The sequence below is a fragment of the Sphingomonas sp. CBMAI 2297 genome (assembly GCF_029870595.1).
Taxonomy (GTDB): Bacteria; Pseudomonadota; Alphaproteobacteria; order Sphingomonadales; family Sphingomonadaceae; genus Sphingomonas.
Map to the genome: position 1 here is coordinate 108,031 of NZ_JAPDIR010000002.1, position 23,880 is coordinate 131,910.

General features: G+C 69.5%; 24 protein-coding genes and 1 tRNA gene. 11 read left to right on the top strand and 14 right to left on the bottom strand.

Annotated features, from left to right (window positions below; genetic code table 11):
- Positions 1–8: 8 nt before the first annotated feature.
- The 3 genes from OMP43_RS03225 (at position 9) to OMP43_RS03235 (ending at position 3,640) form a co-directional block, all read left to right on the top strand.
- Positions 9–1,319, top strand: a complete 1,311-nt coding sequence (locus tag OMP43_RS03225) for a murein transglycosylase A (protein WP_280278237.1) — start codon at positions 9–11, stop codon at positions 1,317–1,319.
- Positions 1,316–1,882, top strand: a complete 567-nt coding sequence (locus tag OMP43_RS03230; protein WP_280278238.1) for a Smr/MutS family protein — start codon at positions 1,316–1,318, stop codon at positions 1,880–1,882. Before OMP43_RS03225 ends, OMP43_RS03230 begins: the two co-directional genes overlap by 4 nt.
- 81 nt (positions 1,883–1,963) lie before the next feature.
- Positions 1,964–3,640, top strand: a complete 1,677-nt coding sequence (locus tag OMP43_RS03235; protein ID WP_280278240.1) for an EAL domain-containing protein — start codon at positions 1,964–1,966, stop codon at positions 3,638–3,640.
- A gap of 35 nt (positions 3,641–3,675) precedes the next feature.
- On the opposite strand, the gene dapE is transcribed toward OMP43_RS03235, so the two are convergent.
- Positions 3,676–4,806, bottom strand: a complete 1,131-nt coding sequence (gene dapE, locus OMP43_RS03240) for a succinyl-diaminopimelate desuccinylase (protein ID WP_280278241.1) — start codon at positions 4,804–4,806, stop codon at positions 3,676–3,678.
- Between the two features lie 14 nt (positions 4,807–4,820).
- Between dapE and OMP43_RS03245 the strand changes: the two genes are divergently transcribed.
- Positions 4,821–5,267: a cupin domain-containing protein gene (locus OMP43_RS03245; RefSeq protein WP_280278242.1), complete on the top strand. Its 447-nt coding sequence runs from the start codon at positions 4,821–4,823 to the stop codon at positions 5,265–5,267.
- A 133-nt stretch (positions 5,268–5,400) separates the two neighbouring features.
- Here the strand turns inward: OMP43_RS03245 and OMP43_RS03250 are convergent, their stop codons facing one another.
- Positions 5,401–6,063 carry a glutathione S-transferase family protein gene (locus OMP43_RS03250; RefSeq protein WP_280278244.1) on the bottom strand — a complete coding sequence of 221 codons (663 nt, stop codon included), beginning with the start codon at positions 6,061–6,063 and terminating at the stop codon, positions 5,401–5,403.
- Positions 6,064–6,408: 345 nt separating this feature from the next.
- Between OMP43_RS03250 and OMP43_RS03255 the strand changes: the two genes are divergently transcribed.
- Together OMP43_RS03255 and OMP43_RS03260 are read left to right on the top strand one after the other, a co-directional pair.
- A complete protein-coding gene (locus tag OMP43_RS03255) occupies positions 6,409–6,858 on the top strand; it encodes a MarR family winged helix-turn-helix transcriptional regulator (protein ID WP_280278246.1) in 450 nt (149 codons plus the stop codon).
- Positions 6,855–8,135, top strand: a complete 1,281-nt coding sequence (locus tag OMP43_RS03260) for an MFS transporter (RefSeq protein WP_280278247.1) — start codon at positions 6,855–6,857, stop codon at positions 8,133–8,135. The genes OMP43_RS03255 and OMP43_RS03260 overlap by 4 nt, the downstream gene beginning before the upstream one ends.
- On the opposite strand, the gene OMP43_RS03265 is transcribed toward OMP43_RS03260, so the two are convergent.
- On the bottom strand, positions 8,132–9,652 hold the full coding sequence (locus OMP43_RS03265) for a methyl-accepting chemotaxis protein (protein ID WP_280278248.1): 1,521 nt from the start codon (positions 9,650–9,652) through the stop codon (positions 8,132–8,134). The genes OMP43_RS03260 and OMP43_RS03265 overlap by 4 nt on opposite strands.
- A gap of 109 nt (positions 9,653–9,761) precedes the next feature.
- The gene (locus OMP43_RS03270; protein ID WP_280278250.1) at positions 9,762–10,898 is read right to left on the bottom strand and encodes a hypothetical protein; all 1,137 of its coding nucleotides are present in this window, start codon (positions 10,896–10,898) and stop codon (positions 9,762–9,764) included.
- A 112-nt stretch (positions 10,899–11,010) separates the two neighbouring features.
- On the opposite strand from OMP43_RS03270, the gene OMP43_RS03275 reads away from it, so the two are divergent.
- Positions 11,011–11,784, top strand: a complete 774-nt coding sequence (locus OMP43_RS03275; protein WP_280278251.1) for a hypothetical protein — start codon at positions 11,011–11,013, stop codon at positions 11,782–11,784.
- A 116-nt stretch (positions 11,785–11,900) separates the two neighbouring features.
- On the opposite strand, the gene OMP43_RS03280 is transcribed toward OMP43_RS03275, so the two are convergent.
- The 7 genes from OMP43_RS03280 to OMP43_RS03310 form a co-directional block, all read right to left on the bottom strand.
- Complete coding sequence (locus OMP43_RS03280) at positions 11,901–12,239, bottom strand: gamma-glutamylcyclotransferase (protein ID WP_280278252.1); 339 nt, start codon at positions 12,237–12,239, stop codon at positions 11,901–11,903.
- A gap of 11 nt (positions 12,240–12,250) precedes the next feature.
- On the bottom strand, positions 12,251–12,868 hold the full coding sequence (yihA, locus tag OMP43_RS03285; RefSeq protein ID WP_280278637.1) for a ribosome biogenesis GTP-binding protein YihA/YsxC: 618 nt from the start codon (positions 12,866–12,868) through the stop codon (positions 12,251–12,253).
- 17 nt (positions 12,869–12,885) lie between these two features.
- Positions 12,886–14,586, bottom strand: a complete 1,701-nt coding sequence (gene yidC, locus OMP43_RS03290; RefSeq protein WP_280278254.1) for a membrane protein insertase YidC — start codon at positions 14,584–14,586, stop codon at positions 12,886–12,888.
- A 22-nt stretch (positions 14,587–14,608) separates the two neighbouring features.
- Positions 14,609–14,821: a membrane protein insertion efficiency factor YidD gene (yidD, locus tag OMP43_RS03295; RefSeq protein WP_086129369.1), complete on the bottom strand. Its 213-nt coding sequence runs from the start codon at positions 14,819–14,821 to the stop codon at positions 14,609–14,611.
- Positions 14,822–14,900: 79 nt separating this feature from the next.
- A complete protein-coding gene (gene rnpA, locus OMP43_RS03300) occupies positions 14,901–15,233 on the bottom strand; it encodes a ribonuclease P protein component (protein ID WP_280278256.1) in 333 nt (110 codons plus the stop codon).
- 17 nt (positions 15,234–15,250) lie between these two features.
- The gene (gene rpmH / locus OMP43_RS03305; protein ID WP_086128886.1) at positions 15,251–15,385 is read right to left on the bottom strand and encodes a 50S ribosomal protein L34; all 135 of its coding nucleotides are present in this window, start codon (positions 15,383–15,385) and stop codon (positions 15,251–15,253) included.
- A gap of 87 nt (positions 15,386–15,472) precedes the next feature.
- Positions 15,473–15,796 (bottom strand): hypothetical protein, encoded by a 324-nt coding sequence (locus OMP43_RS03310; protein WP_280278258.1) that lies wholly within the window; start codon positions 15,794–15,796, stop codon positions 15,473–15,475.
- Positions 15,797–15,941: 145 nt separating this feature from the next.
- On the opposite strand from OMP43_RS03310, the gene OMP43_RS03315 reads away from it, so the two are divergent.
- Together OMP43_RS03315 and OMP43_RS03320 are read left to right on the top strand one after the other, a co-directional pair.
- Entirely contained in the window at positions 15,942–17,546 is a 1,605-nt protein-coding gene (locus tag OMP43_RS03315; protein WP_280278259.1) for a glycosyl hydrolase family 18 protein, read from the top strand.
- A 125-nt stretch (positions 17,547–17,671) separates the two neighbouring features.
- A complete protein-coding gene (locus OMP43_RS03320) occupies positions 17,672–19,180 on the top strand; it encodes a YifB family Mg chelatase-like AAA ATPase (protein ID WP_280278260.1) in 1,509 nt (502 codons plus the stop codon).
- 19 nt (positions 19,181–19,199) lie between these two features.
- On the opposite strand, the gene OMP43_RS03325 is transcribed toward OMP43_RS03320, so the two are convergent.
- Positions 19,200–19,736, bottom strand: a complete 537-nt coding sequence (locus tag OMP43_RS03325; protein ID WP_280278262.1) for a hypothetical protein — start codon at positions 19,734–19,736, stop codon at positions 19,200–19,202.
- 185 nt (positions 19,737–19,921) lie between these two features.
- Here OMP43_RS03325 and OMP43_RS03330 point away from each other — a divergent pair, with 185 nt between their 5' ends.
- A complete protein-coding gene (locus OMP43_RS03330) occupies positions 19,922–20,356 on the top strand; it encodes a DUF805 domain-containing protein (protein ID WP_280278264.1) in 435 nt (144 codons plus the stop codon).
- Between the two features lie 123 nt (positions 20,357–20,479).
- A tRNA-Leu gene (locus OMP43_RS03335) sits at positions 20,480–20,565 on the top strand.
- A gap of 134 nt (positions 20,566–20,699) precedes the next feature.
- Here OMP43_RS03335 and OMP43_RS03340 read toward each other — a convergent pair.
- Both OMP43_RS03340 and OMP43_RS03345 read right to left on the bottom strand, forming a co-directional pair.
- Positions 20,700–21,569, bottom strand: coding sequence for a tyrosine-protein phosphatase (locus tag OMP43_RS03340; protein WP_280278265.1), 870 nt, complete (start codon positions 21,567–21,569; stop codon positions 20,700–20,702).
- A 12-nt stretch (positions 21,570–21,581) separates the two neighbouring features.
- Positions 21,582–23,879, bottom strand: coding sequence for a TonB-dependent receptor (locus OMP43_RS03345; protein WP_280278266.1), 2,298 nt, complete (start codon positions 23,877–23,879; stop codon positions 21,582–21,584).
- Position 23,880: the final 1 nt, after the last annotated feature.

Consider the following 23,880-nt stretch of genomic DNA (forward strand, 5'->3'; position numbering starts at 1 on the left):
GGGCCATTATGCGGATCTGGGGGGGAGTCGCGCTGGCGGCGCTGCTGGGCGCTTGCTCGGGCGGCGTGGTGCCGCATTCGGTGGAGCCGGGCTACACGCCGCCGCGGGAGCGCCCGCGGGAAACCGGCCGCGTTTCCGAACCGCACGGCAATCCCGCCGCGCGCCAGCCCGTTCCCGCGACGCCGCTCGCCGCCGTTCCGGCGCCGGCCGCGCCGGCCGGCACGCTGGTGGCCGCCTCGGCCGGGCTCCTCGCCGGCCCCGCCTTCGATTCGCTGCCGGTGAGCGACGCCGGGGCGGCGCGCGCGCTCGTTGCCTATCGGCTCAGCTGCCCCTCGCTGGTGCGCCGCGCCGATGCGAGCGGGCTCACCCAGGGGCGGGACTGGCAGCCTTCGTGCGATGCGGCGAAAAGCTGGGACGCGCGCGATGCGCGCGGCTTCTTCGCGCGCTGGTTCGAGACGGTGCAGGTCGCCGACGGCAAGGCGCAGGCGACCGGCTATTACGAGCCCGAGATCGCCGGATCGCGCCATCGCCGCCCGGGCTATGAGGTGCCGGTCTACGCCAAGCCCGACGACATCATCGACGTCGATCTCGGCCAGTTCTCCGCCGAGATGAAGGGCAGGCGAATCCGCGGCCGCGTCGCCGGCAAGGCCTTCATCCCCTATTATGACCGCCGGGAGATCGACCAGGGCGCGCTGGACGGGCGCGGGCTGGAGATCGCCTGGGCGGCCGATCCGATCGAGCTGTTCTTCCTCCAGATCCAGGGGTCCGGGCGGCTGCGCGGGCCGGACGGCCAGCTGATGCGGATCGGCTTCGCCGGCCAGAACGGCCGCGAATATGTCGGCATCGGCGCGCTGATGCGCGACCGCGGGCTGCTCAAGCCCGGCGGCGCCTCGATGCAGGGCATCATCGCCTATCTGCGCGACCACCCCGAAGAGGGGCGGGACATCATGTGGGAGAACAAGAGCTATGTGTTCTTCCAGGAATTGAAGGGCGCCGGGCCGAACGGCTCGCTCGGGCTGCCCGTGACGGGGCAGGTGAGCGCCGCGGTGGATCCCAAGTTCATCCCGCTCGGCGCGCCGGTGTTCCTCTCGATGGACCGCGCCGAGGCGAACGGCCTGTGGATCGCGCAGGATACCGGCGGGGCGATCAAGGGCCCCAACCGGGTCGATACCTTCTGGGGCGCGGGCGACGATGCGCGCGCGATCGCGGGCGGCATGAACGCGCGCGGCACCGCCTGGCTGCTGCTGCCGGCGGGCACGCTCAGCCGGCTGGGCGGCGGGCCGATCGCCACGGTGCCGGCCCCGCAACGCCAGCGGTGAGGCGCCTCGCGCCCGAGGAAGCGGCGCTGTGGAAACGCGTGATCGCCAGCGTGACGCCGCTCGAGAAGCGTGCCGCGCGGGCGGCCGTGACCGTCGAGGAGGAGCCCGTACCGGCCGCAGCCCAGCCCCTGCCGGCCAAGCGCAAGGGGCGGGTGCCGCCGCTACGCGCGGTGGCGGCACCGCCGCCCGCGCCGCCGCGCGGGCAGGCCGCCAACACGCTCGACGCCTCCTGGGACCGGCGCCTGTCGCGCGGGCTGGTCGCGCCGGATTCGACCGTCGACCTGCACGGCCACAGCCTCGCCTCGGCCTATGACCGGCTCGATTTCGGGCTGGAGGCGGCGATCGGGCGGAGCGACCGGGTGCTGCTGCTCGTCACCGGCAAGCCGCCGCGGCCGGAATCCGAGCGCCCGCATGCCCGCGGCGCGATCCGCGCGGCGGTGGGCGACTGGCTCGCCGCGTCGCGCCATTCCGATCGTATCGCTGCCGTAAGGACCGCGCATTCCCGCCACGGCGGGGCCGGTGCGCTCTACATCGTGCTCCGGCGTCCCCGGGAAAAATCTTAACTTCTCTCTGCGATGTGTCCGGGGATCGAGGCCGGCATCTGCCGGTCCGGCGACGGGTTGCTGGGGGGAAGAGCGAGCGCAGTGGAAGGATTTTCGCTCAAGAGCCGTGCGATAGCCTTTGCGATGTGCGCCGGTGCCGTGGCGTTCATCCTGGCGCTGGCCGCGGCCTCCACTCCCGGCATGATCACCGTCGAGACGGCGGGGCGCGCGCTGATCGCGGCGATCGTCTGCGGCGTGATGTGCTGGGCGTCGGCCGAGCGCAGCATCGCTTCCACCGCCGAGGCCATCGACGCCGCGATCGCCCGCCTCCAGGGCGCCGCCAATGGCGACCTGCAGAGCGGCATCCCGCCCCAGGTGCATGAATCGGTGCCGACGCTGGCGCGGGCGATGGACGGGCTGTTCCGCCAGCTCCACGCCAATCTCGAGAGCGTCCAGCGGCTGGCGATGTTCGATCCGGTGACGTCGCTGCCCAACCGCACCAATTTCCGCCGCACCGCCGAGCGCATGCTCGCGGACCTGGCGCCGGGCAACATCGCGGTACTCTATTTCATCGATCTCGACCGTTTCAAGCACGTCAACGACACGCTGGGCCATGCCACCGGCGATGCGCTGCTCGGCATGGTGGCCAATCGCCTGCGCGCCGTCGCGGACCGCTTCGCTGCCGAGGCCGATGCCCGCCCGCCGCTGATCGGCCGCCTGGCCGGCGACGAGTTCACCATGTTCTTCCCGGCGCTGCGCCATGTGCGCGACGCCGAGCGGATCGGGCGCGGCATCCTCTACGCTCTTTCCGAGCCGTTCGACCTGGCCGACCAGGAAGTGTCGATCGGCGCTTCCATCGGCATCGCGCTGCGCCCCGAGCACGGCACCACGCTGCACGACCTGATGCGCGCCGCCGATGCCGCCATGTACCATGCCAAGGCGATGGGCCGCGGCCGCGCCGAGCATTTCACCGAGATCCTCGCCGCCGAGATCGCCGAACGCGCCCGGTTGGAGAGCGATCTGCGCGAAGCGGTCGACAAGGACCAGTTCACGCTCGTCTACCAGCCCCAGGTCTCCGCCGCCGACGGCCGCATCGTCGCCGCCGAGGCGCTGCTGCGCTGGCGCCATCCGGACGGGCTCAAGATGCCGGGCACCTTCATCCAGCGCGCCGAGGAGACCGGCCTGATCGTCGAGATCGGCGAATGGGTGGTGGAAAGCGTCGCCGAGACGATCTCGCGCTGGGGGCGGCTGGGCATCCAGCAGCGGCTCGCGGTCAATATCAGCCCGCGCCAGCTCGACCATGCCAGCTTCTTCCGCAAGCTGCGCGAGGCGATGCTGGCGGCCAGGGCTCCGGCCAGCCTGCTCGAGCTCGAGATCACCGAGACGCTGGCGATGCATTGCTCGGGCGAAGTGCTCGACGCGATCGCCACGCTGCGGGCTGACGGGGCCACCATCGCCATCGACGATTTCGGCACCGGCTATTCGAACATCGCCCGGCTCCGCAAGCTGCCGATCGACCGCATCAAGCTCGACCGCAGCCTGATCGAGCAGGTCGCCGAGAGTGCCGAGGCACGTATCATCGCCCAGGCGGTGATCGGGCTGATCCACGGTCTGGGCTGCGAAGCCGTGGCCGAGGGGATCGAAAGCGAGGACCAGGCCACCGTGCTGCGCGTCATCGGCTGCGACGTGCTCCAGGGCTATGCCGTGGCGACTCCGATGGAGGAGAGCGCCTTCCTCGAATGGGCGCGGGGCATCGCGCCGCAGCGGGTTGCGGGGTAAGCGCTGGTTCCTCCCCCAGCTTGCTCGGGGAGAACTTATCGCATCACCCGGCGCAGCACCTCTTCATAGACGTCCGTCAGCGCGGCCAGGTCGGCCAGCGCCACTGCCTCGTCGAGCTTGTGCATCGTGGCGTTGAGCAGGCCGAACTCCACCACCGGGCACAGTTTCGAAAGGAAGCGCGCGTCCGACGTGCCGCCGGTGGTCGAAAGCTCCGGCACCACCCCCAGCCGCGCCTGGATCGCCCCGGCGACCAGCGCCGAAAGCGCGCCGGGCTCGGTGAGGAACGCCTCGCCATAGACGCGGCCTCTGACGATCCCCGCCGGGGCATGGCGCTGCACGATCTCCTCGATCCGGGCGATCAGGTCCGGGCCGTGCTGGCGGTCGTTGAAGCGGATGCTGATCCGCGCCCCGGCATGGCCGGGGATCACGTTGGTCGCCGGATTGCCCACGGCCATGTCGATGATCTCGATGTTCGAAGGCTGGAACCAGGCATTGCCCTGATCCAGCTCGATGGCGTCGATCTCGGCCAGGGCGCGGACGAGCCGGGGGACCGGATTGTCGGCCAGGTGAGGATAGGCGACATGGCCCTGCCTGCCGGGAATCGCGATGTCGATCACCGTCGAGCCGCGCCGGCCGATCTTGATCATGTCGCCCAGGCGGTGCTGGGACGTGGGCTCGCCGACCAGGCACATGTCCGGCATCAGGCCGCGCTCGGCCATCCGCTCGATGAGGCGGGGCGTGCCATAGGTGGCGGGGCCTTCCTCGTCGCCGGTGATGATCAGGCTGACCATCCCCTCGGGCGAACGCGCCGCGGCGGCGACGAAGGCGGCGATGGCGCCCTTCATGTCGACGGCGCCGCGACCGTAGAGAAGCTCGCCCCGGATCTCGGGCGTGAAGGCGTCGCTCGCCCAGCCCTGGCCGGGAGGCACCACGTCGAGATGGCCGGCAAAGGCGAAATGGCGGCCGGCGCCGGCCCGCACCGCGAGCAGGTTCTCGACCGGCCCCTCGGGCGCCTCGCCCTCGACGAAGCGCTCGACCCTGAAGCCGAGCGGCAGCAGCGCCGCTTCCAGCACGTCGAACACAGCGCCGCGCGCCGGGGTGATGCTCTCGGCGGCGATCAGCGCCTTGGTGAGTTCTACGGGATCGGGCAAGATGGTCTCCGGCATTGGTGGAGGTGGCATTGCCCAAGCTCGATCTCGATACAATCCCGCAGACCAACGCGACCGGCTATCCGCCCGAATTTGCCGGGCCGGTGCAGGGGCGCTGGTATCGCCGGCTCGCCCCGGCGAGCGGGATCACCGATTTCGGCTTCAGCCATGTGACGCTCGAGCCGGGGGCCTGGTCCGCCCAGCGGCACTGGCATGCCGGCGAGGACGAGTTCGTGGTGATGCTGGCGGGCGAGGCGGTGCTGGTCGACGATAGCGGCGAGACGCCGATGCGGCCGGGCGACATCGCCGCCTTTCCCAAGGGCGACGGCAACGGGCACGTCCTCCAGAACCGCGGCGACACCCCCTGCGTCTATATCGCGGTGGGCAGGCCCGCCGCGAGCGACTGCCATTATCCGGACATCGACATGCATCTGCCGGCGGGGCAGGGGTTCCGCCGGAAGGACGGCAGCGGGTTCTAGGGCCAAGGGCGGATTGCACGCAATCAAGCCCCGCGCGCTCCAGGGAGGGCTCGCCTGGTGGCCTCTTTGTCCCGCGCGACCCTGGATCCCTGCCTGCGCGGAGATGACGGGGTTTGCGGATTGAGCCGTGACCCTAGGCCGGATCCATCTCGAACTGCTGGATCACCCAATCCTCTTCCTGGGCCGCGGCGATCCAGTCCTGCATGAAGGGATGCTGGAGCACGGCGTTCATATAGGCGGGCGCAAAGCGTGCCACGGGCAGCGAATAGGTGACGAGCCGCGTCACCACCGGCGCGAACATGATGTCCACCGCACCGAACGCGCCGAACAGGAACTGCCCCTCGCCGCCATAGCGGGCACGGGCCTGGGCCCAGAGCTCCATGATCCGGCCGATATCCTCCAGCACATCGGCATCGGGCGCCTTGGGCGGATAGACCTTGCGCACGTTCATGCTGTGCTTGCGGCGCAGGGCGGCGAAGCTGGAATGCATCTCGGCCGCCATCGAGCGGGCCATGGCGCGCGCCGCCGGATCCTGGGGCCAGAAGCCGGTATTGCCGGTCTTGTCGTTGAGATATTCGATGATCGCCAGGCTGTCCCACACCACGGCATCGCCGTCCCACAGGATCGGGACCTTGCCCGAGGAAGGCGCGAACTCGTCGCCTTCGCGCCGCTTCTCCCACGCCTCGTCGTACAGCGGCACGACCACTTCCTCGAAGGGAAGGCCCGATTGCCTGCAGGCGAGCCAGCCGCGCAGCGACCAGGAAGAATAGGCCTTGTTGCCGATATAGAGCTTCATGAATCCCGGGATAGCGGCCGGGCAGGGGGGCTGGCAACCGCCACGAAATGTTGAATCCCTTGACCCCTCTCGCGAGTGCGCATGGGAGCAGGGTGAAGGCAGGCATGAACATATAGAGAACGTATGCGGGATTGCCACATGTAGGGAATGGATAAAATCAGGCGGCGAGCGATGTGCTGCCGCCGCGCGTCGGGCTGCCCGATCCGGCAATGGCCATCTATGTGTGCAACGACGATTTCGCCGGCGGCAAGGCGCTGAAGCCCCCGCCGATCTCCATGCCCACGATCGGGATGCGCCTTCGGGGAACTGAGGCTGGATCATGCATATGCATCATGTATACGCATGATGCATATGCATGATGATTCGCTCCCCTCCGTCTGCGCCTGCACGATGCTGCGCAAGGCCGCGCGCATTACCGGCCGCCTCTATGACTCGGCGCTGGCCGGGCACGGGATGACCACGGCGCAATTCGCGATCCTGCGGCATGTCGCGCGGGGCGAGCCGCTGGCGCTGAGCCGGCTGGCGGAGCAGCTCGAGATGGACCGCAGCTCGCTCTACCGCGCGCTTGCGCCGATCGAGAAGCGCGGCTGGGTGGGCGTGACCGCCGGGGCCGGGCGCAGCAAGCGGGCGTCGCTGAGCGCGGCGGGCAGGGAGGCGCTCCGCGCCGCCGAGCCCGACTGGGCGGCGATGCAGCGGCGCGTGGAGGCGGAGGCCGGCCCGGCGCTGTGGCGGGAGCTCAAGGCCGGGATCGAAGGCTTCACCCAAAGCCTCGAGCGGGCGGGAGGCCGGGCATGATCGCGCTGCTTTCCCGCCTGCCGGTGGGCGCACGCGGCTATGCCGGCATCGTCGCGGCGATCACCTTCGTCGCGCTGCTGGTCTCGGCCGGGCTGCGTTCCGCGCCGGGCGTGATGATGCTGCCGCTCGAGCAGCATTTCGGCTGGGACCGCGCGACCATCTCCGCCGCCGCGGCGATCGGCATCTTCCTCTACGGGCTGGTCGGCCCGTTCGCCGCCGCGCTGATGCTGTCGGTGGGGATCCGGCGGACGATGCTGGCCGGGCTGGCGCTGATGTCCGCGGCGACCTTTGCGAGCCTGTGGATGTCCGAGCCCTGGCAATATGTGCTGAGCTGGGGCGTGTTCTCGGGCGTGGGCAGCGGCGCGGTCGCCTCGGTGCTGGGCGCAGCGGTGGTCAATCGCTGGTTCGCGACGCGCCAGGGGCTGGTGATGGGCATGCTGACCGCGAGCACGGCGACCGGCGCGCTCGTCTTCCTGCCGATGCTCGCCTGGCTGGCCGAGGGCGGGGCGTGGCGGCCGGTGGCGCTGGCCGTGTCGATCGCCAGCGCCGCGGTGATCCCGCTGGTGCTGCTGTTCGTGCCCGAGCATCCGCAGCAGCTGGGCGTGCGCCGCTTCGGCGAGACCGAGGCAAGCACGCCGCCGCCGCCGCTCAAGCAGGCGGCGACGCCGGCACTGGCCTTCACCGCGCTGTTCCGCGCTTCGAGGAGCATGACCTTCTGGCTGTTGTTCGGGACCTTCTTCGTCTGCGGTCTCACCACCAACGGGCTGGTCGGCACCCATCTGATCGCCTTTTGCGGCGATCACGGCATCGCGCCGGTGCAGGCGGCGGGGCTGCTGAGCCTGATGGGGCTGTTCGACCTGATCGGCACCACGGCATCGGGCTGGCTGACCGATCGCTATGATCCGCGCAAGCTGCTGTTCGTCTATTACGGGCTGCGCGGGCTTTCGCTGCTGGCGCTGCCGTTCCTCGACTTCAGCGCCTCCAGTCTGCTCCTGTTCGCGATCTTCTACGGGCTCGACTGGATCGCCACCGTGCCGCCCACGGTGAAGCTCGCCAATGTCCATTTCGGCGAGCGCGATGCGCCGATCGTGTTCGGCTGGGTGATGGTGGGGCACCAGATCGGGGCGGCGACCGCGGCGTTCGGCGCGGGCGCGGTGCGCGCCTGGACGGGGACCTATACGCCGGCCTTCCTGGTGGCGGGCGCCTTCGGGCTGGTCGCGGCGGTGGCGATCCTGGCGGCGCGGGCGGAGAAGGCGCCCCGGGCGGCGCTGGCCTAGGCCGCTCGCAGCGTCTCGAGGAAGCTGCGCATCTCGCCGAGCAGGCGGCGGGCCTGGTTGACCAGCTCGTCGGTGGCGGCATCCATCTCGGCGGTGGTGCGGGCCGCCTCGTCGGTGGCATTCTCGGCGCCGGCCGCACCGGCCTGGAGATCGGCGGTGAGCGCGGCGGCGGTGCCGGCATAGGCCTGGATCGAGCGGATCACCTCGCCCTGGTGCCGCATCGCCTGGCCCACCGCCCCGCCGACCTCGCCGATCCGGTCGAAGCCGTCGCGCATCTCGCCGACGATGGTGGTGGTGGCATGGACCGCGCCGGTCATCCGGGTGAGCTGGGCGCGGATGTCGCCGGTGGCATGGGCCGTCTGGGCGGCCAGGCTCTTCACTTCCTGCGCGACGATCGCGAAGCCGCGGCCGGCCTCGCCGGCGCGGGCGGCCTCGATGCTGGCGTTGAGCGCGAGCAGATTGGTGCGCGCCGCGATCCCGGCGATCATGTCGGCGATGCTGCCGACGCTGGCGCTGTGCTCCACCAGCGTGGCGAAGCGGGCATCGGCCGAGCGGGACAGGCCGTAGAGATGGGCGGTAGTCTCGCTCTGGGCATCGAGGCTGGCTTCGACGGCGGTGAGCGAGCGGCCGAGATTGGCCGATTCCTCGAGCAGGGTGGCGGCGCCGGTGTCCGCGCGCACGGCGCGATCGGCGACGCCGCGGATCTCGTCGCGCGTGGCGGCGGCGGTGCCCACCAGGCTGCCGGCGGAGGCGCGGGTCTGTTCGGCGGCGGCCGCGAGCTCGCTGATCGCGGCGACGAACTGGTGCTCGAACCGGTCGGCGATGCGGGCAATCTCGGCGCGGCGATCCCGCTCGGCATCGAGCTGGGCGCGGTGGCGCGCCTCGGCGGCATGGGCCGCCTGTTGCAGCTCGTCGCGCTGGGCGGCAGCGCGCAGCAGGTCGCGCTCGCCGGCGGCACGGGCCAGCGCCTCGCCCTGGGCGAACTGCTCGCCGATCAGCACGGCCTGGCCCATCACGGTGCGGGCGAGCAGGGCGACGAAGACGGCGAGGAAGACGAACACGCCGGCAGGGATATTGGCGAAGACGGCGTAGAGCGCGCAGATCGCCACGGCGATGCCGAGCCATGCCAGGCTGGCGGGCGGCAGCGGGGCGTAGCGCAGCGCGCCGATCGCGACGACGCCGGCAATGGCGGTGGTGGTGACGATCAGTTCCTGGTCGGTCGCGCCCAGGCCGATCGTCAGCAGGAACAGGAACCAGCCGAGCGAGGAGGCGGCGGCCTCGATCACCGCGCCGCGGAGCGTTCCGGCGGGATCGTCGACCCGCCAGTCGCGCCGCTTGCCGTCGCGCCAGCGCACGAGGATCGCGGTGCCGATCGCGAGGTGCAGCGCCAGCGCGGCGATGTGCCAGGTCCAGAAGCCGCCGGCATGGATCATCAGGGCCAGCGCGATGCTGACGAAGACGCTGGCGGCATAGGAGAGCGGATAGCCGCGCTGGATGGCGATGGCGTGGGCGCGCATCAGCGGCGGCGGGAGGGCCGCCCATCTGTCCCAGATCGCCCGCCTGAGGGCGTGTCCGCTCACCTCTCCCATTCGGCCAGCGACTAGCCGAACATGGTTACCATGGCGTTTACAGGCGCAGATGGATGCCCCGGCGGTGGAGCGGGATCAGCAGCGCCAGCACGAGCAGCAGCGCCGCCAGCGCGAAGAGGAAGGAGGCGAGGAGGAGATTGCCGGGAAGGAGCGCGGCGAGCCCCTTCCACGCCCAGGCCTGGAATCCCGAGCGCATCGCGGCGAGCGAGAGCAGCAGCGAGAGCAGATAGCCGAGGATCGCGTTCATCCCCAGCACGTCGAGCGGCCATAGCGCCTTGCGGACCGTCTCGCTGCGCGCGGCGAGGATGCAGCCGACGAACAGCACCGCCGAAAGGCCCGAGGTGAGCAGCGCGAAGCTGCTGGTCCACAGCTTCTTGTTGAGCGGAAGCCAGGGCGCGAGCAGGAGGCCGAGCGCGGCGAGCGCGATGCCGGCGAGCAGGAGGCGCGGCACCGCGCGCGCGGGCGCCGCCTGCCAGAGCAGCGCGGCGAGCACGCCGAGCAGCACGTTGACCAGCGCGGGGAGCGTCGAGAGCAGGCCCTCGGGATCATAGACGATATTGCCCGCCGCATCGGTGCCGAGCCGGTACATATGATGCGTGGTGACCGCGATCCGGTCGACATAGCCGGCGAGGTTGCCCGCCGGGCTGAGATCCCCCGCGCCGTGCCCGGGGACGGGCACGAAGACCAGCAGCGCCCAATAGCCGAGCAGCAGCACGATGCTGGCGATGCCCAGCGCCCGGGCGCCCAGGCGTGCGCGCCCGTCCGCGTCCGTCCGGGCGGTGAGGATCGCCAGCGCGGCGGCGAGGCCGTAGCAGAGGCCGAGGCGGGGTAGCACGCCGAACACCCGGAAATCCGCCAGCCCGGGGCGCGCGAGCATCTGCCACGCCCAGCCGATCAGGATCAGCAGCAGCGCGCGCCGGACGACGCGGCCCCAGAGCCGGGCATCGACCCGGCGGGGGAAGGACAGGCCCAGCGCCACGCCCATCGCGCAGAGAAAGGCGGGGAAGACAAGGTCGGTAGGGGTGAAGCCGTGCCACTCGGCATGGTCGAGCGGCCACCAGACATGCGCCCAGCTGCCCGGCGTGTTGACGATGATCATGAAGGCCACCGTCAGCCCGCGGAACAGGTCGAGCCCGCCGAGCCGTGCGCCTGCCTGCGTTCTGCCTTCGCTCATCGCGTCCCTCCCGGCCGCACCATGGATCGGTTGCGCCGCCCGGTCAAAGCGCGGCGCTTGCGGCGGGAACGGGGTGTGTTAGTGATCTAGCACGATAATGTGGGAGGCGGGGATGGACGGAGTGAGGATCAGCCGGCGGGGCGTGCTCGCGACGGCGACGGTGGCGCCGGTCGCGGCGATGGCCAGGGCGGCACCGGCCAGGCTGAGCGTCGGCGACCGGCTGGCGCGCTTCGACCTGCTCAAGCCGGGCGTGCACAGCTATCTCCGCTCGGCCGAGAAGGACGGCGCCCATGTCGCGCGCGACATCTGGCGGCGGGAAGTGCGGTTCGAGACGGTCGACGGGGTGCAGACGCTGCGCGTCGTGCAGCGCTGGGACGGGACGGGCGCGAAGCCTTCGCTGGTCACGCGCGATTCGCTGTTCGAGCCCGGCACCTGGCGGCCCTCCAGCCATCTGCGCGTCACGACGGTGGAAGACAGGAAGACGGTGGAGGGTTTCCTGTTTGCCGCCGACCGGATCACCGGCCTGGCGGGCGTGGCGGACAATAGCCGCGCCGATTTCAGCGTCGCCTTTCCGGAGCCCATGTTCAATTTCGAGACCGACATGGAGATGCTCGGCACGCTGCCGCTGGCGCATGGCTATCAGGTGTCGATTCCCTTCTATCACCCGGCCGGCGGGCCGCCGGCGCGCTATCTGTGGACCGTGACCGGGGACGCGCAGCTGGCCGGGCCCGACGGGCGGCCGATCGACTGCTGGATCGTCGAATGCGACTATAACAGCGGCAAGGACCCGTCGCGCTTCTGGTACGCCAAGCGCACGCAGCAGTTCGTCAAGCTGGAGGCGAAGGCGCCGGACGGATCGCTGTTCCGCAAGACGCTGCTGTTCTGAGGTCCGGCGATCATGCCCATGGGCGGGCTCCGCACCCGGACCAGCTCTGACGTCTAGCGTCATCCCCGCAAAGGCGGGGATGACGCTGGGGTAGCCGACGCCCCAAGCGCAGCCAGTCAGGCCTTCACATACACCCAGGCCGTCGCGCCGCTGGCCAGCGGTGCCTCGACGCGGACATAGTTCTCGCTCTCGTACACGTCCGCCGCGGCGAGCTCTTCGGGCGTGAGGCGGAAGACCTTGCCGGGGATGGGCGGGGCATCGGCATCGGGAACCAGCGCCAGATGCACCTCGATGCCGCTGGCTTCCAGCACGTCCGGGTCGCGGATCGTGATCTCGATCTGCCGATAGCCGTGGAGGATGTCGTCGCTGCCCTCCAGCAGCCGGCCGAACTGGCGCAGCTGCACGCTCGCCAGCTGGAGCGTGCCATAGGAGAAGAGCAGCGCGCCCTCGCGCATCCAGCGCCGCTCTATCCGATCGCTTCGAGCACTGCGGCGCGCAGCTCGGGAATGCCCATGCCCTTCTCGCTCGACGTCGCGATGATGTCGGGATGCGCGGCGGGGCGCTTGCGGGCCTCGGCCTCGGTGCGCTCGCGCACTTCGGTCAGCTCGGTCGCCTTGATCTTGTCCGCCTTAGTGAGGACGATGCGGTAGCTCACCGCGGCGCCGTCGAGCATGTCGAGGATCTCGCGGTCGACTTCCTTGATCCCGTGGCGCGCGTCGATCAGCACGAGCCCGCGCTTCAGCGCCTGGCGGCCGCGCAGATAGTCGTTCACCAGATAGCGCCACTTGCGGACCATGTCCTTGGGCGCCTTGGCGAAGCCATAGCCGGGCATGTCGACCAGGCGGAAGCGCAGCGGCTGGCCCACGTCGAAGAAGTTCAGCTCCTGGGTGCGGCCGGGCGTGTTCGAAGTGCGCGCCAGGGCGTTGCGGCCGGTCAGCGCGTTGAGCAGCGACGACTTGCCCACGTTCGAGCGGCCCGCGAACGCGACCTCGGGCACTTCCTGGCCGGGCAGGAACTCCAGCGTCGGCGCGGACTTCAGGAACGTGACCGGGCCGGCGAAGGTCTTTCGCGCGGCCTCGATCATATCTTCGTCGAACCCGCTCACTTCGCCGGGGCTTCCTTCTTCGCCGGCTGCTTCAGCACCGGATGGCGCGAATAGAGCCACTGCTGCTGCAGGATGGTGATCACGTTGGAGGTGATCCAGTAGAGCTGCAGGCCCACCGCGAACGGCGCCATCAGGAACATCAGCATCCACGGCATGATCGCGAACACCTGCTTCTGGATCTCGTCCATCGGCGCCGGGTTGAACTTCATCTGGAAATACATCGAGACGCCCAGCAGCACCGGCACCACGCCGATCGCCAGGAACGAAGGCGGCGTGAAGTGGAGATAGCCGAACAGGTTGAGGATCATCGCGGGATCGGGCGCCGAAAGGTCCTTGATCCACAGCACGAAGCCCTGGTGGCGCATTTCGATCGTCAGCAGCAGCACCTTGTAGAGCGCGAACATGATCGGGATCTGCAGCAGGATCGGAAGGCAGCCCGCCAGCGGGTTTACCTTCTCTTCCTTGTAGAGCTTCATGATCTCCTGCTGCTGGCGCTGCTTGTCGTCCTTGTGGCGTTCCTGCAGCGCCTTCATCTTCGGCTGGATGACGCGCATGCGGGCCATCGATTCGAACTGCTTGTGCGCGATCGGGAAGAGCAGGCCGCGGATGGTGATCGTCAGCAGGATGATCGCCACGCCGAAATTGCCGACCAGGCGGAACAGCCAGTCGAGATAATAGAAGATCGGCTGCTCGATCACGCCGAACCAGCCCCAGTCGATCGCATAGCTGAACAGCTTGATGCCCAGCTTGTCCTGATAGGCTTCGAGCAGCTTCACTTCCTTCGCGCCGGCGAAGAAGCGGCTGGAATAGCTGGTCTGCTTGCCCGGCGCGATGGCGAGCGGCTGATCGAGTTGATAATCGGCCTGATAGGCCTTGCTCGGATTCTGGCGCTGGCCAAGCGTCACCGGCACCCGCTGATCGGGGATCAGCGAGGTCAGCCAGTAATGATCGGTAAAGCCTGCCCAGCCGCCGCTGGTCCTGTAGCTCTGCGCCGTGGTCTCCACGTCGCTCCAGCCCAGATAATGCGCCTTGTCGGCAGTCGCGGCGATCGGCCCGACACGGGCGGCCCATTGGCCGGCGTCCTTCGAGCGCTCGGCGCGCGAGACCGAGGCATAGGGCGTGACCGAGACCGGCGCCTGGCCGAGATTCGCGACCGTCTGGCGGATCGTGAACATATAGTCCTGGTCGACCGCGAGATCGATGCGGAAGACCTGGCCGGTGGCGGTCCTTGCCGTCAGCGTCACCGGCGTGGTCGGCGTCAGCTTGGTGCCGCTCGCCTGCCACACGGTATTCGCATTGGGCGCCTGCACGCCCGAGCCCGACCAGCCGAACTCGGCGAAATAGGCGCCTTGCGCGCCATTGGGCGAGAGCAGGTGGATCGGCGGCGAGTTCTTCGCGGTGGTCTCGTCATATTTGACGAGGACGAGATCGTCGATCCGCGCGCCCTTGAGGTTGATCGAGCCCTTGAGCGAAGGCGTTTCGATCGCGACGCGCGGCGATTCGGCCAGCACGACGGCGCGGTCGCGCAGCGCGGCGGGCGAATCGGCGCTGTTCGGGATCGCCTTGGGCTGGGCGGGGGCAGCCTGCTGCTGCTGCTGCTGCTGCGGGAAGAACCAGTGCATGACGGCGGGCCACGCGAACAGCAGGAGCGCCGCGATCACCGCGAACAGCAGGAAATTCTTCTGATCGTCCTTCACGTAACCGATTCCCCGGAAAAACTTATGGCACTGGGTCGTAGCCGTGCCCGCCCCATGGGTGGCAGCGGGCGATCCGCCGGATGGCGAGCCAGCTGCCTTTGACAGCCCCATAGCGGCGAAGCGCCTCGATTGCATAGGCCGAACAGCTGGGCTGGTAGCGGCAGCTGGGCGGAAGCACGGCCGAAGGGCCGATCTGCCAGGCGCGGGCGAGCAGGATCAGGAGTTTGGCGAGCACAGCCATGCTCCCAATTCGTCATCTCCGCGAAGGCGGGGATGACGGGAATAGAGTGAATGGCGCGAAGGGAGGTGGAAGCTCACCGCCGCACCTTCCCCAGGGCCTTGACCAGCTCGGCCCGCAGCTCGGCGAACGGACGCTCGATGCCGCCGTTGCGGCCGATGAGCACATGATCGGCGCCGGGCAGGCCGGCTTCGGGCAGCACTTCGCGGACGAGGGCGCGAAACCGGCGCTTCATCCGGTTGCGGATCACCGCGTTGCCGACCTTTTTGGATACGGTAATGCCGACCCGCATGACCGGATCGGCATCGTTGCGCGCATGGACGATCAGGACAAAGCCGGGCATGGGGGCCCGCTTGCCCGCGTTCGCCGCGAGATAGTCCTTGCGCTGCGTGAGCCGGGTAAGGCCCACCGCCGCACCGTCGGCGATTACGCCGACAGCTTGTTGCGGCCGCGGGCGCGGCGGGCACGGATCACGTTGCGGCCGCCCGGGGTCGCCATGCGGCTGCGGAAGCCGTGCCGGCGCGCACGCACCAGGTTGCTCGGCTGAAAGGTCCGCTTCATCGCTCATCCTCAAGTATCTAGAACGTAAAAGGGCCACCACAGGGGCGGCCGCGTGTCGGGTGCCCATAGTGGGATGGTCCGGCCGAGTCAACGCGTTCCGTTCCGCAAACCGGGCAGTTCGGCCTCCGCGCGTGCGATTTCCGCCTCCTTCCCGCGCAGGCGGCGCCTGCGGGCGCTGCGGCGGCGGAGCGCCATGTCGGCATAATGGCCGAATCGCGGCCAGCGCCGCTTGGCGCGGCAGAACGCCCTTTGCGCCCAGGCCGAGTTCCGCAGCACCAGGACCAGCCCCGCGGCGAAGACGAAGATCCCGCCCGGGCCGGGGAGGATGCCGACCAGCGGCGAGACGGCGATCACCAGCACCCCGGTGACGAACAGGGCGGTGCGGACGATCGGGCTGCGTGCGGCTGCCATGGCGGCAAGGTGGGGATCGTGTATTGCCTGTGCAAGACACGCTGGCCGTGGTTCATCGCCGCTTAGCCTTGTTTCGTCGCCTTCCGGTCGCCCCCGGTCGCGCCCGCGTCGCTCGCCCCGGGGGTGGGCCGGCATAGGCGCGGCCATGACCCGCTCTCCCTGCCTGCTCGTCCCGATGCTGTTCCTTGCCGCCTGTGGCGGCGGCGGGAGCGATGGCGGCATCGTCACGCCGGTGCCCACGCCCACGCCTTCGCCGAGCCCGTCTCCCTCGCCGACTCCCACGCCGAGCCCCACCTCCGCGGTGACGGTGCAGGTCGGGCCCGCGACCTTCTCGCTGCCCACCCAGGCGACTCGCCATTTCGGCTGCACCGTCGCCGGCGCGACCGACACGCGCTGCACCTGGTCGGTGCGGGAAGCGAATGGCGGGGCGATGTCGGCCGACGGCATCTATGCCGCGCCGTCCGCCCCGGGCACCTACCACGTCGTGGCGACGAGCGTGGCGGATCCCGCCAGCTCCGCCACGGCGGCGGTGACGGTGACGGTTCCGGTCACCGACAAGCCTTGGGTGACCGGCTATTATCTCGGCTATTTCTGGGACTATATCTATCCGCCCGAGGCGGTGGACATGAGCACGCTCACCCATTTGCTGTTCGCGCGCGTGGCGCCGGGCAGCGGCACGCTGGGCGGCCAACCGGGCCAGGTGGTGAAGGGCGCCGGCACCGGGCACGACCCGGGGCTCTCGCCCGACGGCGTGAACAGCGTCGAGGATTATCTCGTCAAGAAAGCGCATGCGGCGGGCAAGAAGGCGGTGCTGATGCTCGGCGGCGAGGGCGATGGCGACGGCTTCCTGCGCTCCGCGACCAATGCCGTCCGCCCTGCCTTCGTGCGCAATCTGGTCAACTATCTGGTCACGCACGACTATGACGGCATCGATGTCGACTGGGAGGACAGGCTCGAGGGCAGCGCGCCCCTCGGCGTCAGCGCCGCGGAGGCGCAGCGGCGCGCGATCGCGCTGATCACCGAGCTGCGCGCCGAGGCGAACACGCGGCCGCGCTACCAGGGCGGCCGCAACTTCCTGATCACCTTCCCGGGCTATCTGGTCTCGATCAACGACCTGCCGCGGGACGGCCCGCGCGCGGGCATGGTCGAGCAGTGGCAGGCGGACATCGCCAACCTGGTCGATCAGTATAATCTGATGAGCTATGGCATCGGCAGCGCCTGGAACCAGGCCGACTGGTATTCCTGGTTCAGCAGCCCGATCTACGGCGCCCAGCCACACACGCCGCGCGACCTCGACACCAGCATCGCGGCCTATGTGAAGACGGGCGTGCCGCGCGGCAGGATCGGCATCGGCATCGGCTTCTACGGCATCTTCTACGGCCCGAGCATCACCGGGCCGCGGCAGGACACCACGCACAACAACATCTTCGAGGTGCAGGATCGTCCGCTGCGCTATTCGGAGCTGGCGCGGATGGGCTATTTCAGCCGGGGCACCTACACCTGGGACGAGCTCTCCAAGGTCGGCTATCGCAGCTATCCCGGCGGCTTCTCGCCGGCGGGCTCGGGGATCAATCCGGCGGGCTTTCTGAGCTATGAGGACGAGCTGTCGATCGCGGCCAAGGGCATCTATGTCCGCCAGACCGGCCTGGGCGGCACGATCATCTGGGCGATCAACTATGACCATATGCCCGACGGCAGCAGCCCGTTGCTGGGCGCGGTGAAGCGCAACTTCCTGACCGCCACGCCCTGACCGCCACGCCCTGGCCGCCGCGCCTCGGCCGCCGGCCCCCGATCGATTGGTCCGTTCCGGGGGCATCCCGGCGCGCATCGGCCGCCGCCGCCGCTATCGTCCGGTTCCGGTTGGGGGGAACGGGCTTGGTCGCGAGCGTATCGACGGTTGCCTATCTGGGACTCGAGGCGCGCGCGGTGGAGGTGCAGTGCAACCTCGTCGCCGGGCTGCCCAAGTTCGTGGTGGTCGGCCTGCCCGACAAGGCGGTGGCGGAAAGCCGGGAGCGCGTCCGCGCCGCCATGGCCGCGATCGGGCTGGCGCTGCCGCCCAAGCACATCATCCTCAACCTCTCGCCCGCCGACCTGCCCAAGGAAGGCTCGCATTTCGACCTGGCGGTGGCGCTGGCGCTGCTGGCGGCGATGGGCGTGGTCGATGCCGAGACGCTGTCCGGCTATGTCGTCGTCGGCGAGCTGGCGCTGGACGGGCGGATCGCGCCGAGCCCCGGCGTGCTGCTCGCCGCGCTCCACGCCGCCGAGACGGGCAAGGGGCTGGTCTGCCCCGCCGCCCAGGGGCCGGAGGCGAGCTGGGCCGGGCGCGTGGACGTGATCGCCGCGCCCGACCTCATCGCGCTGCTCAATCATTTCAAGGGCAGCCAGCTGCTGCCCGCGCCCATGGCCGGCACCGTCGACCTGCCCGTGCCGGGCCCCGATCTCGCCCAGGTGAAGGGGCAGGAGACGGCGCGGCGCGCGCTCGAGATCGCGGCGGCGGGCGGGCACAATCTGCTGATGTGCGGCCCGCCGGGGGCGGGCAAGTCGCTGCTCGCTTCCTGCCTGCCGGGCATCCTGCCGCCGCTCGACGCCGGCGAGGCGCTGGAAGTGTCGATGGTCGCCTCGGTGGCGGGGACGCTGCAGGGCGGCCGGCTGACGCGCACGCGGCCCTTTCGCAGCCCGCACCATTCGGCCTCGATGGCGGCGCTCACCGGCGGCGGGCTCAGGGTGAAGCCGGGCGAAGTGAGCCTGGCGCATCTCGGCGTGCTGTTCCTCGACGAGCTGCCCGAATTCCAGCGGGCGGTGCTCGATTCGCTGCGCCAGCCGATCGAGGCCGGCGTGGTGAGCGTGGCGCGGGCCAATGCGCACGTCACCTTTCCGGCGCGCGTCCAGCTGGTCGCGGCGATGAACCCGTGCCGGTGCGGGCATCTGGGCGACCCCGCGCTTGCCTGCGCGCGGGCGCCGCGCTGCGCGGCGGACTATCAGGCCAGGGTCTCGGGCCCGCTGCTCGACCGGATCGACCTGCACGTCGAGGTCCAGCCGGTGACCGCCGCGGACCTGGTGCTCGCCCGGCCGGCCGAGGGTTCGGCGGCAGTGGCGGAGCGGGTGGCCGGGGCGCGGGCGGTGCAGTCGGCGCGCTACCGCGACACTCCCGCGCGCACCAATGCCGAGGCGGACGGCGATCTGCTCGCCGACCATGCGACGCCCGACGAGGCCGGGCGCACGCTGCTGGCGCAGGCGGCCGAGGCGATGCGGCTCTCGGCGCGGGGCTATACCCGGGTGCTTCGGGTGGCCCGCACGATCGCGGACCTGGCGGGAGCGGAAGGGGTGGGGCGCCTGCATGTCGCCGAGGCGCTGAGCTATCGGCGTCGTTCGCCAGCAAACTGATTTTACGGCAGCTTGTTTCTCATTGCGCGCGATAGATACGCTCTCCGGCCTCGCGCAGCTTGCGCAAGGCCTCGCCACTGCCCGGATCGATATAAGCAGGTTCCGGGGGCGATCCGGCCGCGCAGCGCGGCGGCGGCCCTTCCTCGTCGAATCGAAGGGCATTGTATCCCCCGAGCGTGTTCCGCCTGAGCCACCAGCGTCGGCTGCCGAGATCCCTTCGGTATGACATGTGCAGCATGGCCAGCGTCTCCAGCCGGCCCCGCGGCACATCGCCGCTCTCGGTCCGCCTGACGTCAAGATCCAGGAACCACGGCCATGTCATGATGATGCAGTCGGAACCGCAATCCGGGACGATACTCGGTATCTGGCTGTGGATTCGAGCCTTGACGACCGCATCGTAGCAGGCCGGCGAAGCCCGGGTTTGCGCGTTCGCGAAAGCACCTGAGGCACTTGCCAGAAAGAGCGGGAGGATGGCGATGGATCGTATCGCTGCCGTCATGCCGGAAAACTGGACCTTGCCGGGCGGCGGCTCAAGAACAATCTGCTCTTTGCGCACCCATGCGCATCCGCCACGCCTCGCCCGCACGGTCGCGGACCGGGGCGAAAGGGGGTGGAGCCCGCATGTCGGCCAGGCGCCGGGCAGGCGGCGTCGTTCGCCGGGCAATTGACCCGATTGTATCCCGGCCGATCTTGTGCCCAGATGCCGGCGTCCCGTCCGGGATGCTTTCAGAGGGGAAATGCATGCGTTGGATGATTATGCCGCTCAGGCGCTATTTCGATTTCTCGGGCCGTTCGCGGCGGCTCGAATATTGGATGTTCGCGCTGTTCTTGATGCTGGCGGTGACCGCCTGGGCGGTCGTCTTCTTCCTGCTCGGCGACGTGACCGGCGACGGCATCTATGCGACCCGGCAGATGAACGGCGCGGAGATCACCTGGGTGGTGCTGGGGATTCTCCTGTATCTCGCCATCCTGATCCCGGCGGTGGCCGTGCAGGTGCGCCGCTTCCACGACCAGGACAAGACGGGCTGGCTGTGCCTGCTCAACTTCATTCCCTATATCGGCGGGCTGATCGTGCTGGTCTTCATGCTGCTGCCCGGCACGAAGGGCGAGAACCGCTTCGGCGACGATCCCAAGGACCCGTTCGGCGTCGAGCAGGCGGCCGACGTCTTCAGCTAGGGCATTTGCGCATGGCGAGCGCCCGGCGGAGCGCTCGCCGCATCGCATCTTAGCATCTGGAAATCCCGCAAGCGCTTTTCTATAGGGTCCGAAGTCGATCCATGGCCCCGTGCCAATCGGCATGCGGGTGTGGCGGAATGGTAGACGCAGCGGACTCAAAATCCGCCGTTGGCAACAACATGTCGGTTCGAGTCCGACCACCCGTACCATCGAGATTCCGGAATGGCCCCGAAGGGGCGGCCGACGTGCCGCGCCTGGGTTGAGCGCCCAAGCAAGTATCTGATCTGTCACCGTCATCCCGGCCTTGCACCGGGATGACGATGGCGGAATATGCGCCGGCAACCTAGCGCGTATAGGCCCTGCGCAGCTGGGCCAGCCTGGCCGGGCTGAGGCCGAGCGCGTCGTTCAGATAGCCGGCGACGCCGCCGCGATGCCGGTCCATCACTGCGAACACCGCTTCGATATAGTCGCGATCGGCCGCCATATAGGCCTTGAGCACGTCCGCCGGCAGCTTGCGCCAGGCCTGCGAGGCCTGGTCGTCCGCCCGCACCACCTTGCGCGGATCGAAATATCTGTTGGTGAGCAGATAGTCCTGGATCACCGTCTCGCGCGGCACGTCGAGCGCGGTGAGAACCAGCGCGGCCGCCACCCCGGTGCGGTCCTTGCCCGCGGTGCAGTTGAACGCCAGCGGCACCCGCCCGGCCAGGAGCTCGCCGAACATGCGGCGATACTGGCCGTTGAACTGCTTCAGCAGCTGCGGATAGGTCGCGGTCATCGTCGCCCGGGCCTCGGCCACGGTGGGCAGGCGATCGGCCCGGGGCGCGAGCGCGCTGGTGTCCATCACATAGTCGTCGGCGAGCACGCGCGGCGGCTTGCCGGCCGGCCAGACCACCGGCTCGGTGCTGCGCTCGCCGGTGCTGCGGAAGTCGCAGACGGTGCGGATCCCGCGTCCGGCGAGATAGTCGAAATCCGCGCGCGTCAGGAAATGCATCGAGCCCGAGCGATAGAGCATGCCCCAGCGCACCGTGCGGCCGGTGCGGGTGCGATAGCCGCCGAGATCGCGGAAATTCTGCCCGCCCTGGAGCGGGAGCAGCCGCGCATTCTCGCCCTGCGCCGCCGGGGCCTGTTGCTGGAGGGCATTGGCCGCGAGCGGCACCGCGGCGGCGGCGAGCGCCGCGAGGCCGATCACGCGGACGGAAATGGGGATACGCATGTCGGATTCTCCTTAGAAGCGGACGGTGCCGGTGAGGCCGTAGGTGCGCGGATCGTTGAAGATCCCATAGGTGCCGAGCGCCGCGCTGGTGTTGCGCAGGTACAGATACTGCCTGTCGAGCAGGTTGCGGGCCCAGAGCGAGAGCTCGAGGCGCGCGGCGCCCTCGTCCAGCGCGATGTCCGTCAGCGCCAGGCGGCCGTTGACGATGAACGAGGGGTCGCTCTTCGTCGGATCGCTGGTCGAGCTGTATTGGCTCGAGGCATAGTTGCCGTCGAGATGCGCGACGAGCGTCGCCGCGCCCATCGGCAGGCGATAGTCGATCGATCCGCTCGCCGAATTCTTCGGGGCGAAGATCGGATAGACCGGCACCAGCGGATTGCCGGCGACGAACGGGTTCGGCGCTTCGGGCAGGCGGATGTGCTGGCGGGTATAGGTGCCCGACAAGGTGAGGTTGGCGACGGGCATCACCGTCAGTTCCGCCTCGAAGCCGGAGATCCGGCCCTTGCCGGCGGTATTGGTCGTCTCCAGCGTGCCGCGGTTCGAGCCGGGGATCACCGCGTTGAAGTCGATCTGCACGTCCTTGTAGGTGCCGGTATAGGCGGCGAGGTTCAGCCGGGCATGATTGTCGAGGAAGCTGGCCTTCACGCCGCCCTCGAACTCCGAGACCGCCTCCGGGCCGAAGCCGCGATAGGTGAGCGAGCGCGAATTGGCGCCGGCCGACTTATAGCCCGTGCTCCATTTGCCGTAGAGCATCACGCCGTCGGCGACGTCGAGCGACAGGTTGACCAGCGGATCGAAGCGATCCGAGGTGACCCGCATCGGCACCACCGCGCTGACGCCATTCACCACCGGCAGCGCGCCGTTGACCTTGTCGAGCTCGCCGGTCTTCTTGTCGTGCGAATAGCGGCCGCCGAGCGTGAGGTGCAGCCGGTCGCCGAGCAATGCCGGGGTATAGGTGAACTGGCCGAACACCGCCGCGCTGTTTGTCCGGGCGATGCTGGCGCGATCGGGGAAGCGCGTGGCCGAGACCGGCGCGGGCAGCACGCTATAGTCGGTGCCGTCCGCGTTGAACTTGAGCGTGTTGGGCGCGAAGGCGTTATCGCCGACATGCTCGCTGTAGTAAAAGGCGCCGGCCACGAAGCTGAGGCGCGGCAGCTCGCCGAGCAGCTGCACTTCCTGGCTGAACTGGCGCTGCCCGAAATTGGCGATGCTGTAGCGCGCGAAATTGCCGTTGGGCGCGAAGACCGAGAGGATCGCGGAGCCGTTGTCATACTGGCTCTGGGTCAATGTGCGGTAGCTGGTGATCGAGCGGGCGCGGATGCCGTCGCCCAGCTTCCAGTCGAGATGGAGCGACATGCCGGTGGTGTCGCCGACGCTGGGCTGGAGCGGCACGCCGACATTGCCGGCCTTGGCGCGTTCGGGCTGGAGCTTGACGATCGGCGCGAGCGGCAGGCTGCCCTTGCGGAGCAGCTGGAGATAATAAGGCGAGCTCTCGTCGTGCGAGACGTCGAACTGCCAGAGCGCGCTGAACTTGTCGCTCGGCTCCCACAGCGCGGCGACGTGCGCGCCGCGGCGGTCATGGCTGTTGAAGTCGAGCTGGCCCGCCATCGGGTTGTCGATCGTGCCGCCGCGCTTCTGGATCACGCCGTCGAACTTCAGGCTGATATTGCCCGCGCGCGGCAGGTCGAGGTGCAGCGCGGTCTCGTAGCCGCCGAAATTGGCGATGCCGGCCGAGGCATTGAGATGGAACTCGCCGCTCGGCTTCCTGGTGACGATGCTGATCGCGCCGCCTTCGGTATTGCGGCCGAACAGCGTGCCCTGCGGGCCCTTGAGCACTTCGATGCGCTCGATGTCGTACAGGGCGGTGCCCAGGCCCTGGGCGCGGCCGAGATAGATGCCGTCGATATAGACGCCGACGCCCTGCTCGCGGGCCGGCTGGTTGGCGTCGCCCAGGAAGCCCACGCCGCGAATGCCGATCACCAGCGCCGAGGTGCGCGAGAAGAAGGGGGCGACGCGCAGGCCCGGGACCGAGCCGTCGGCCAGATCGGCAAGGGTCTGGACATGCCGGTTCTCCAGCGCCGCGCTGTTCAGCACCGCGATCGAGATCGGCGTCTTCTGGAGATTGGTCTCGCGCCGCTGGGCGGTGACGACGATCTCGCCAAGGCCGCCGCTCTGATCCTGTTCGTCGGCCGCGACGATGCTGGCCGTGTCGGCCTGCTGGGCGAGGGCGGGCGGGGCGAGGAGCAGTGCCGACGCGGCGGCTCCGGACAGGGCTGACAGGCGCAACCGGTGCTTGACGTTCAGTTCCATG

Bases quoted from the DNA above. Each gene is read 5' to 3' on its own strand.
- OMP43_RS03225 (WP_280278237.1), top strand. From the start codon at position 9: ATGCGGATCTGGGGGGGAGTCGCGCTGGCGGCGCTGCTGGGCGCTTGC.
- dapE (WP_280278241.1), bottom strand. From the start codon at position 4,806: ATGCCGGAGACCATCTTGCCCGATCCCGTAGAACTCACCAAGGCGCTG.
- OMP43_RS03250 (WP_280278244.1), bottom strand. From the start codon at position 6,063: ATGAAGCTCTATATCGGCAACAAGGCCTATTCTTCCTGGTCGCTGCGC.
- OMP43_RS03255 (WP_280278246.1), top strand. From the start codon at position 6,409: ATGCATATGCATGATGATTCGCTCCCCTCCGTCTGCGCCTGCACGATG.
- OMP43_RS03260 (WP_280278247.1), top strand. From the start codon at position 6,855: ATGATCGCGCTGCTTTCCCGCCTGCCGGTGGGCGCACGCGGCTATGCC.
- OMP43_RS03265 (WP_280278248.1), bottom strand. From the start codon at position 9,652: ATGCGCGCCCACGCCATCGCCATCCAGCGCGGCTATCCGCTCTCCTAT.
- OMP43_RS03270 (WP_280278250.1), bottom strand. From the start codon at position 10,898: ATGAGCGAAGGCAGAACGCAGGCAGGCGCACGGCTCGGCGGGCTCGAC.
- OMP43_RS03275 (WP_280278251.1), top strand. From the start codon at position 11,011: ATGGACGGAGTGAGGATCAGCCGGCGGGGCGTGCTCGCGACGGCGACG.
- OMP43_RS03280 (WP_280278252.1), bottom strand. From the start codon at position 12,239: ATGCGCGAGGGCGCGCTGCTCTTCTCCTATGGCACGCTCCAGCTGGCG.
- yihA (WP_280278637.1), bottom strand. From the start codon at position 12,868: ATGATCGAGGCCGCGCGAAAGACCTTCGCCGGCCCGGTCACGTTCCTG.
- rpmH (WP_086128886.1), bottom strand. From the start codon at position 15,385: ATGAAGCGGACCTTTCAGCCGAGCAACCTGGTGCGTGCGCGCCGGCAC.
- OMP43_RS03310 (WP_280278258.1), bottom strand. From the start codon at position 15,796: ATGGCAGCCGCACGCAGCCCGATCGTCCGCACCGCCCTGTTCGTCACC.
- OMP43_RS03315 (WP_280278259.1), top strand. From the start codon at position 15,942: ATGACCCGCTCTCCCTGCCTGCTCGTCCCGATGCTGTTCCTTGCCGCC.
- OMP43_RS03330 (WP_280278264.1), top strand. From the start codon at position 19,922: ATGCGTTGGATGATTATGCCGCTCAGGCGCTATTTCGATTTCTCGGGC.
- OMP43_RS03340 (WP_280278265.1), bottom strand. From the start codon at position 21,569: ATGCGTATCCCCATTTCCGTCCGCGTGATCGGCCTCGCGGCGCTCGCC.
- OMP43_RS03345 (WP_280278266.1), bottom strand. From the start codon at position 23,879: ATGGAACTGAACGTCAAGCACCGGTTGCGCCTGTCAGCCCTGTCCGGA.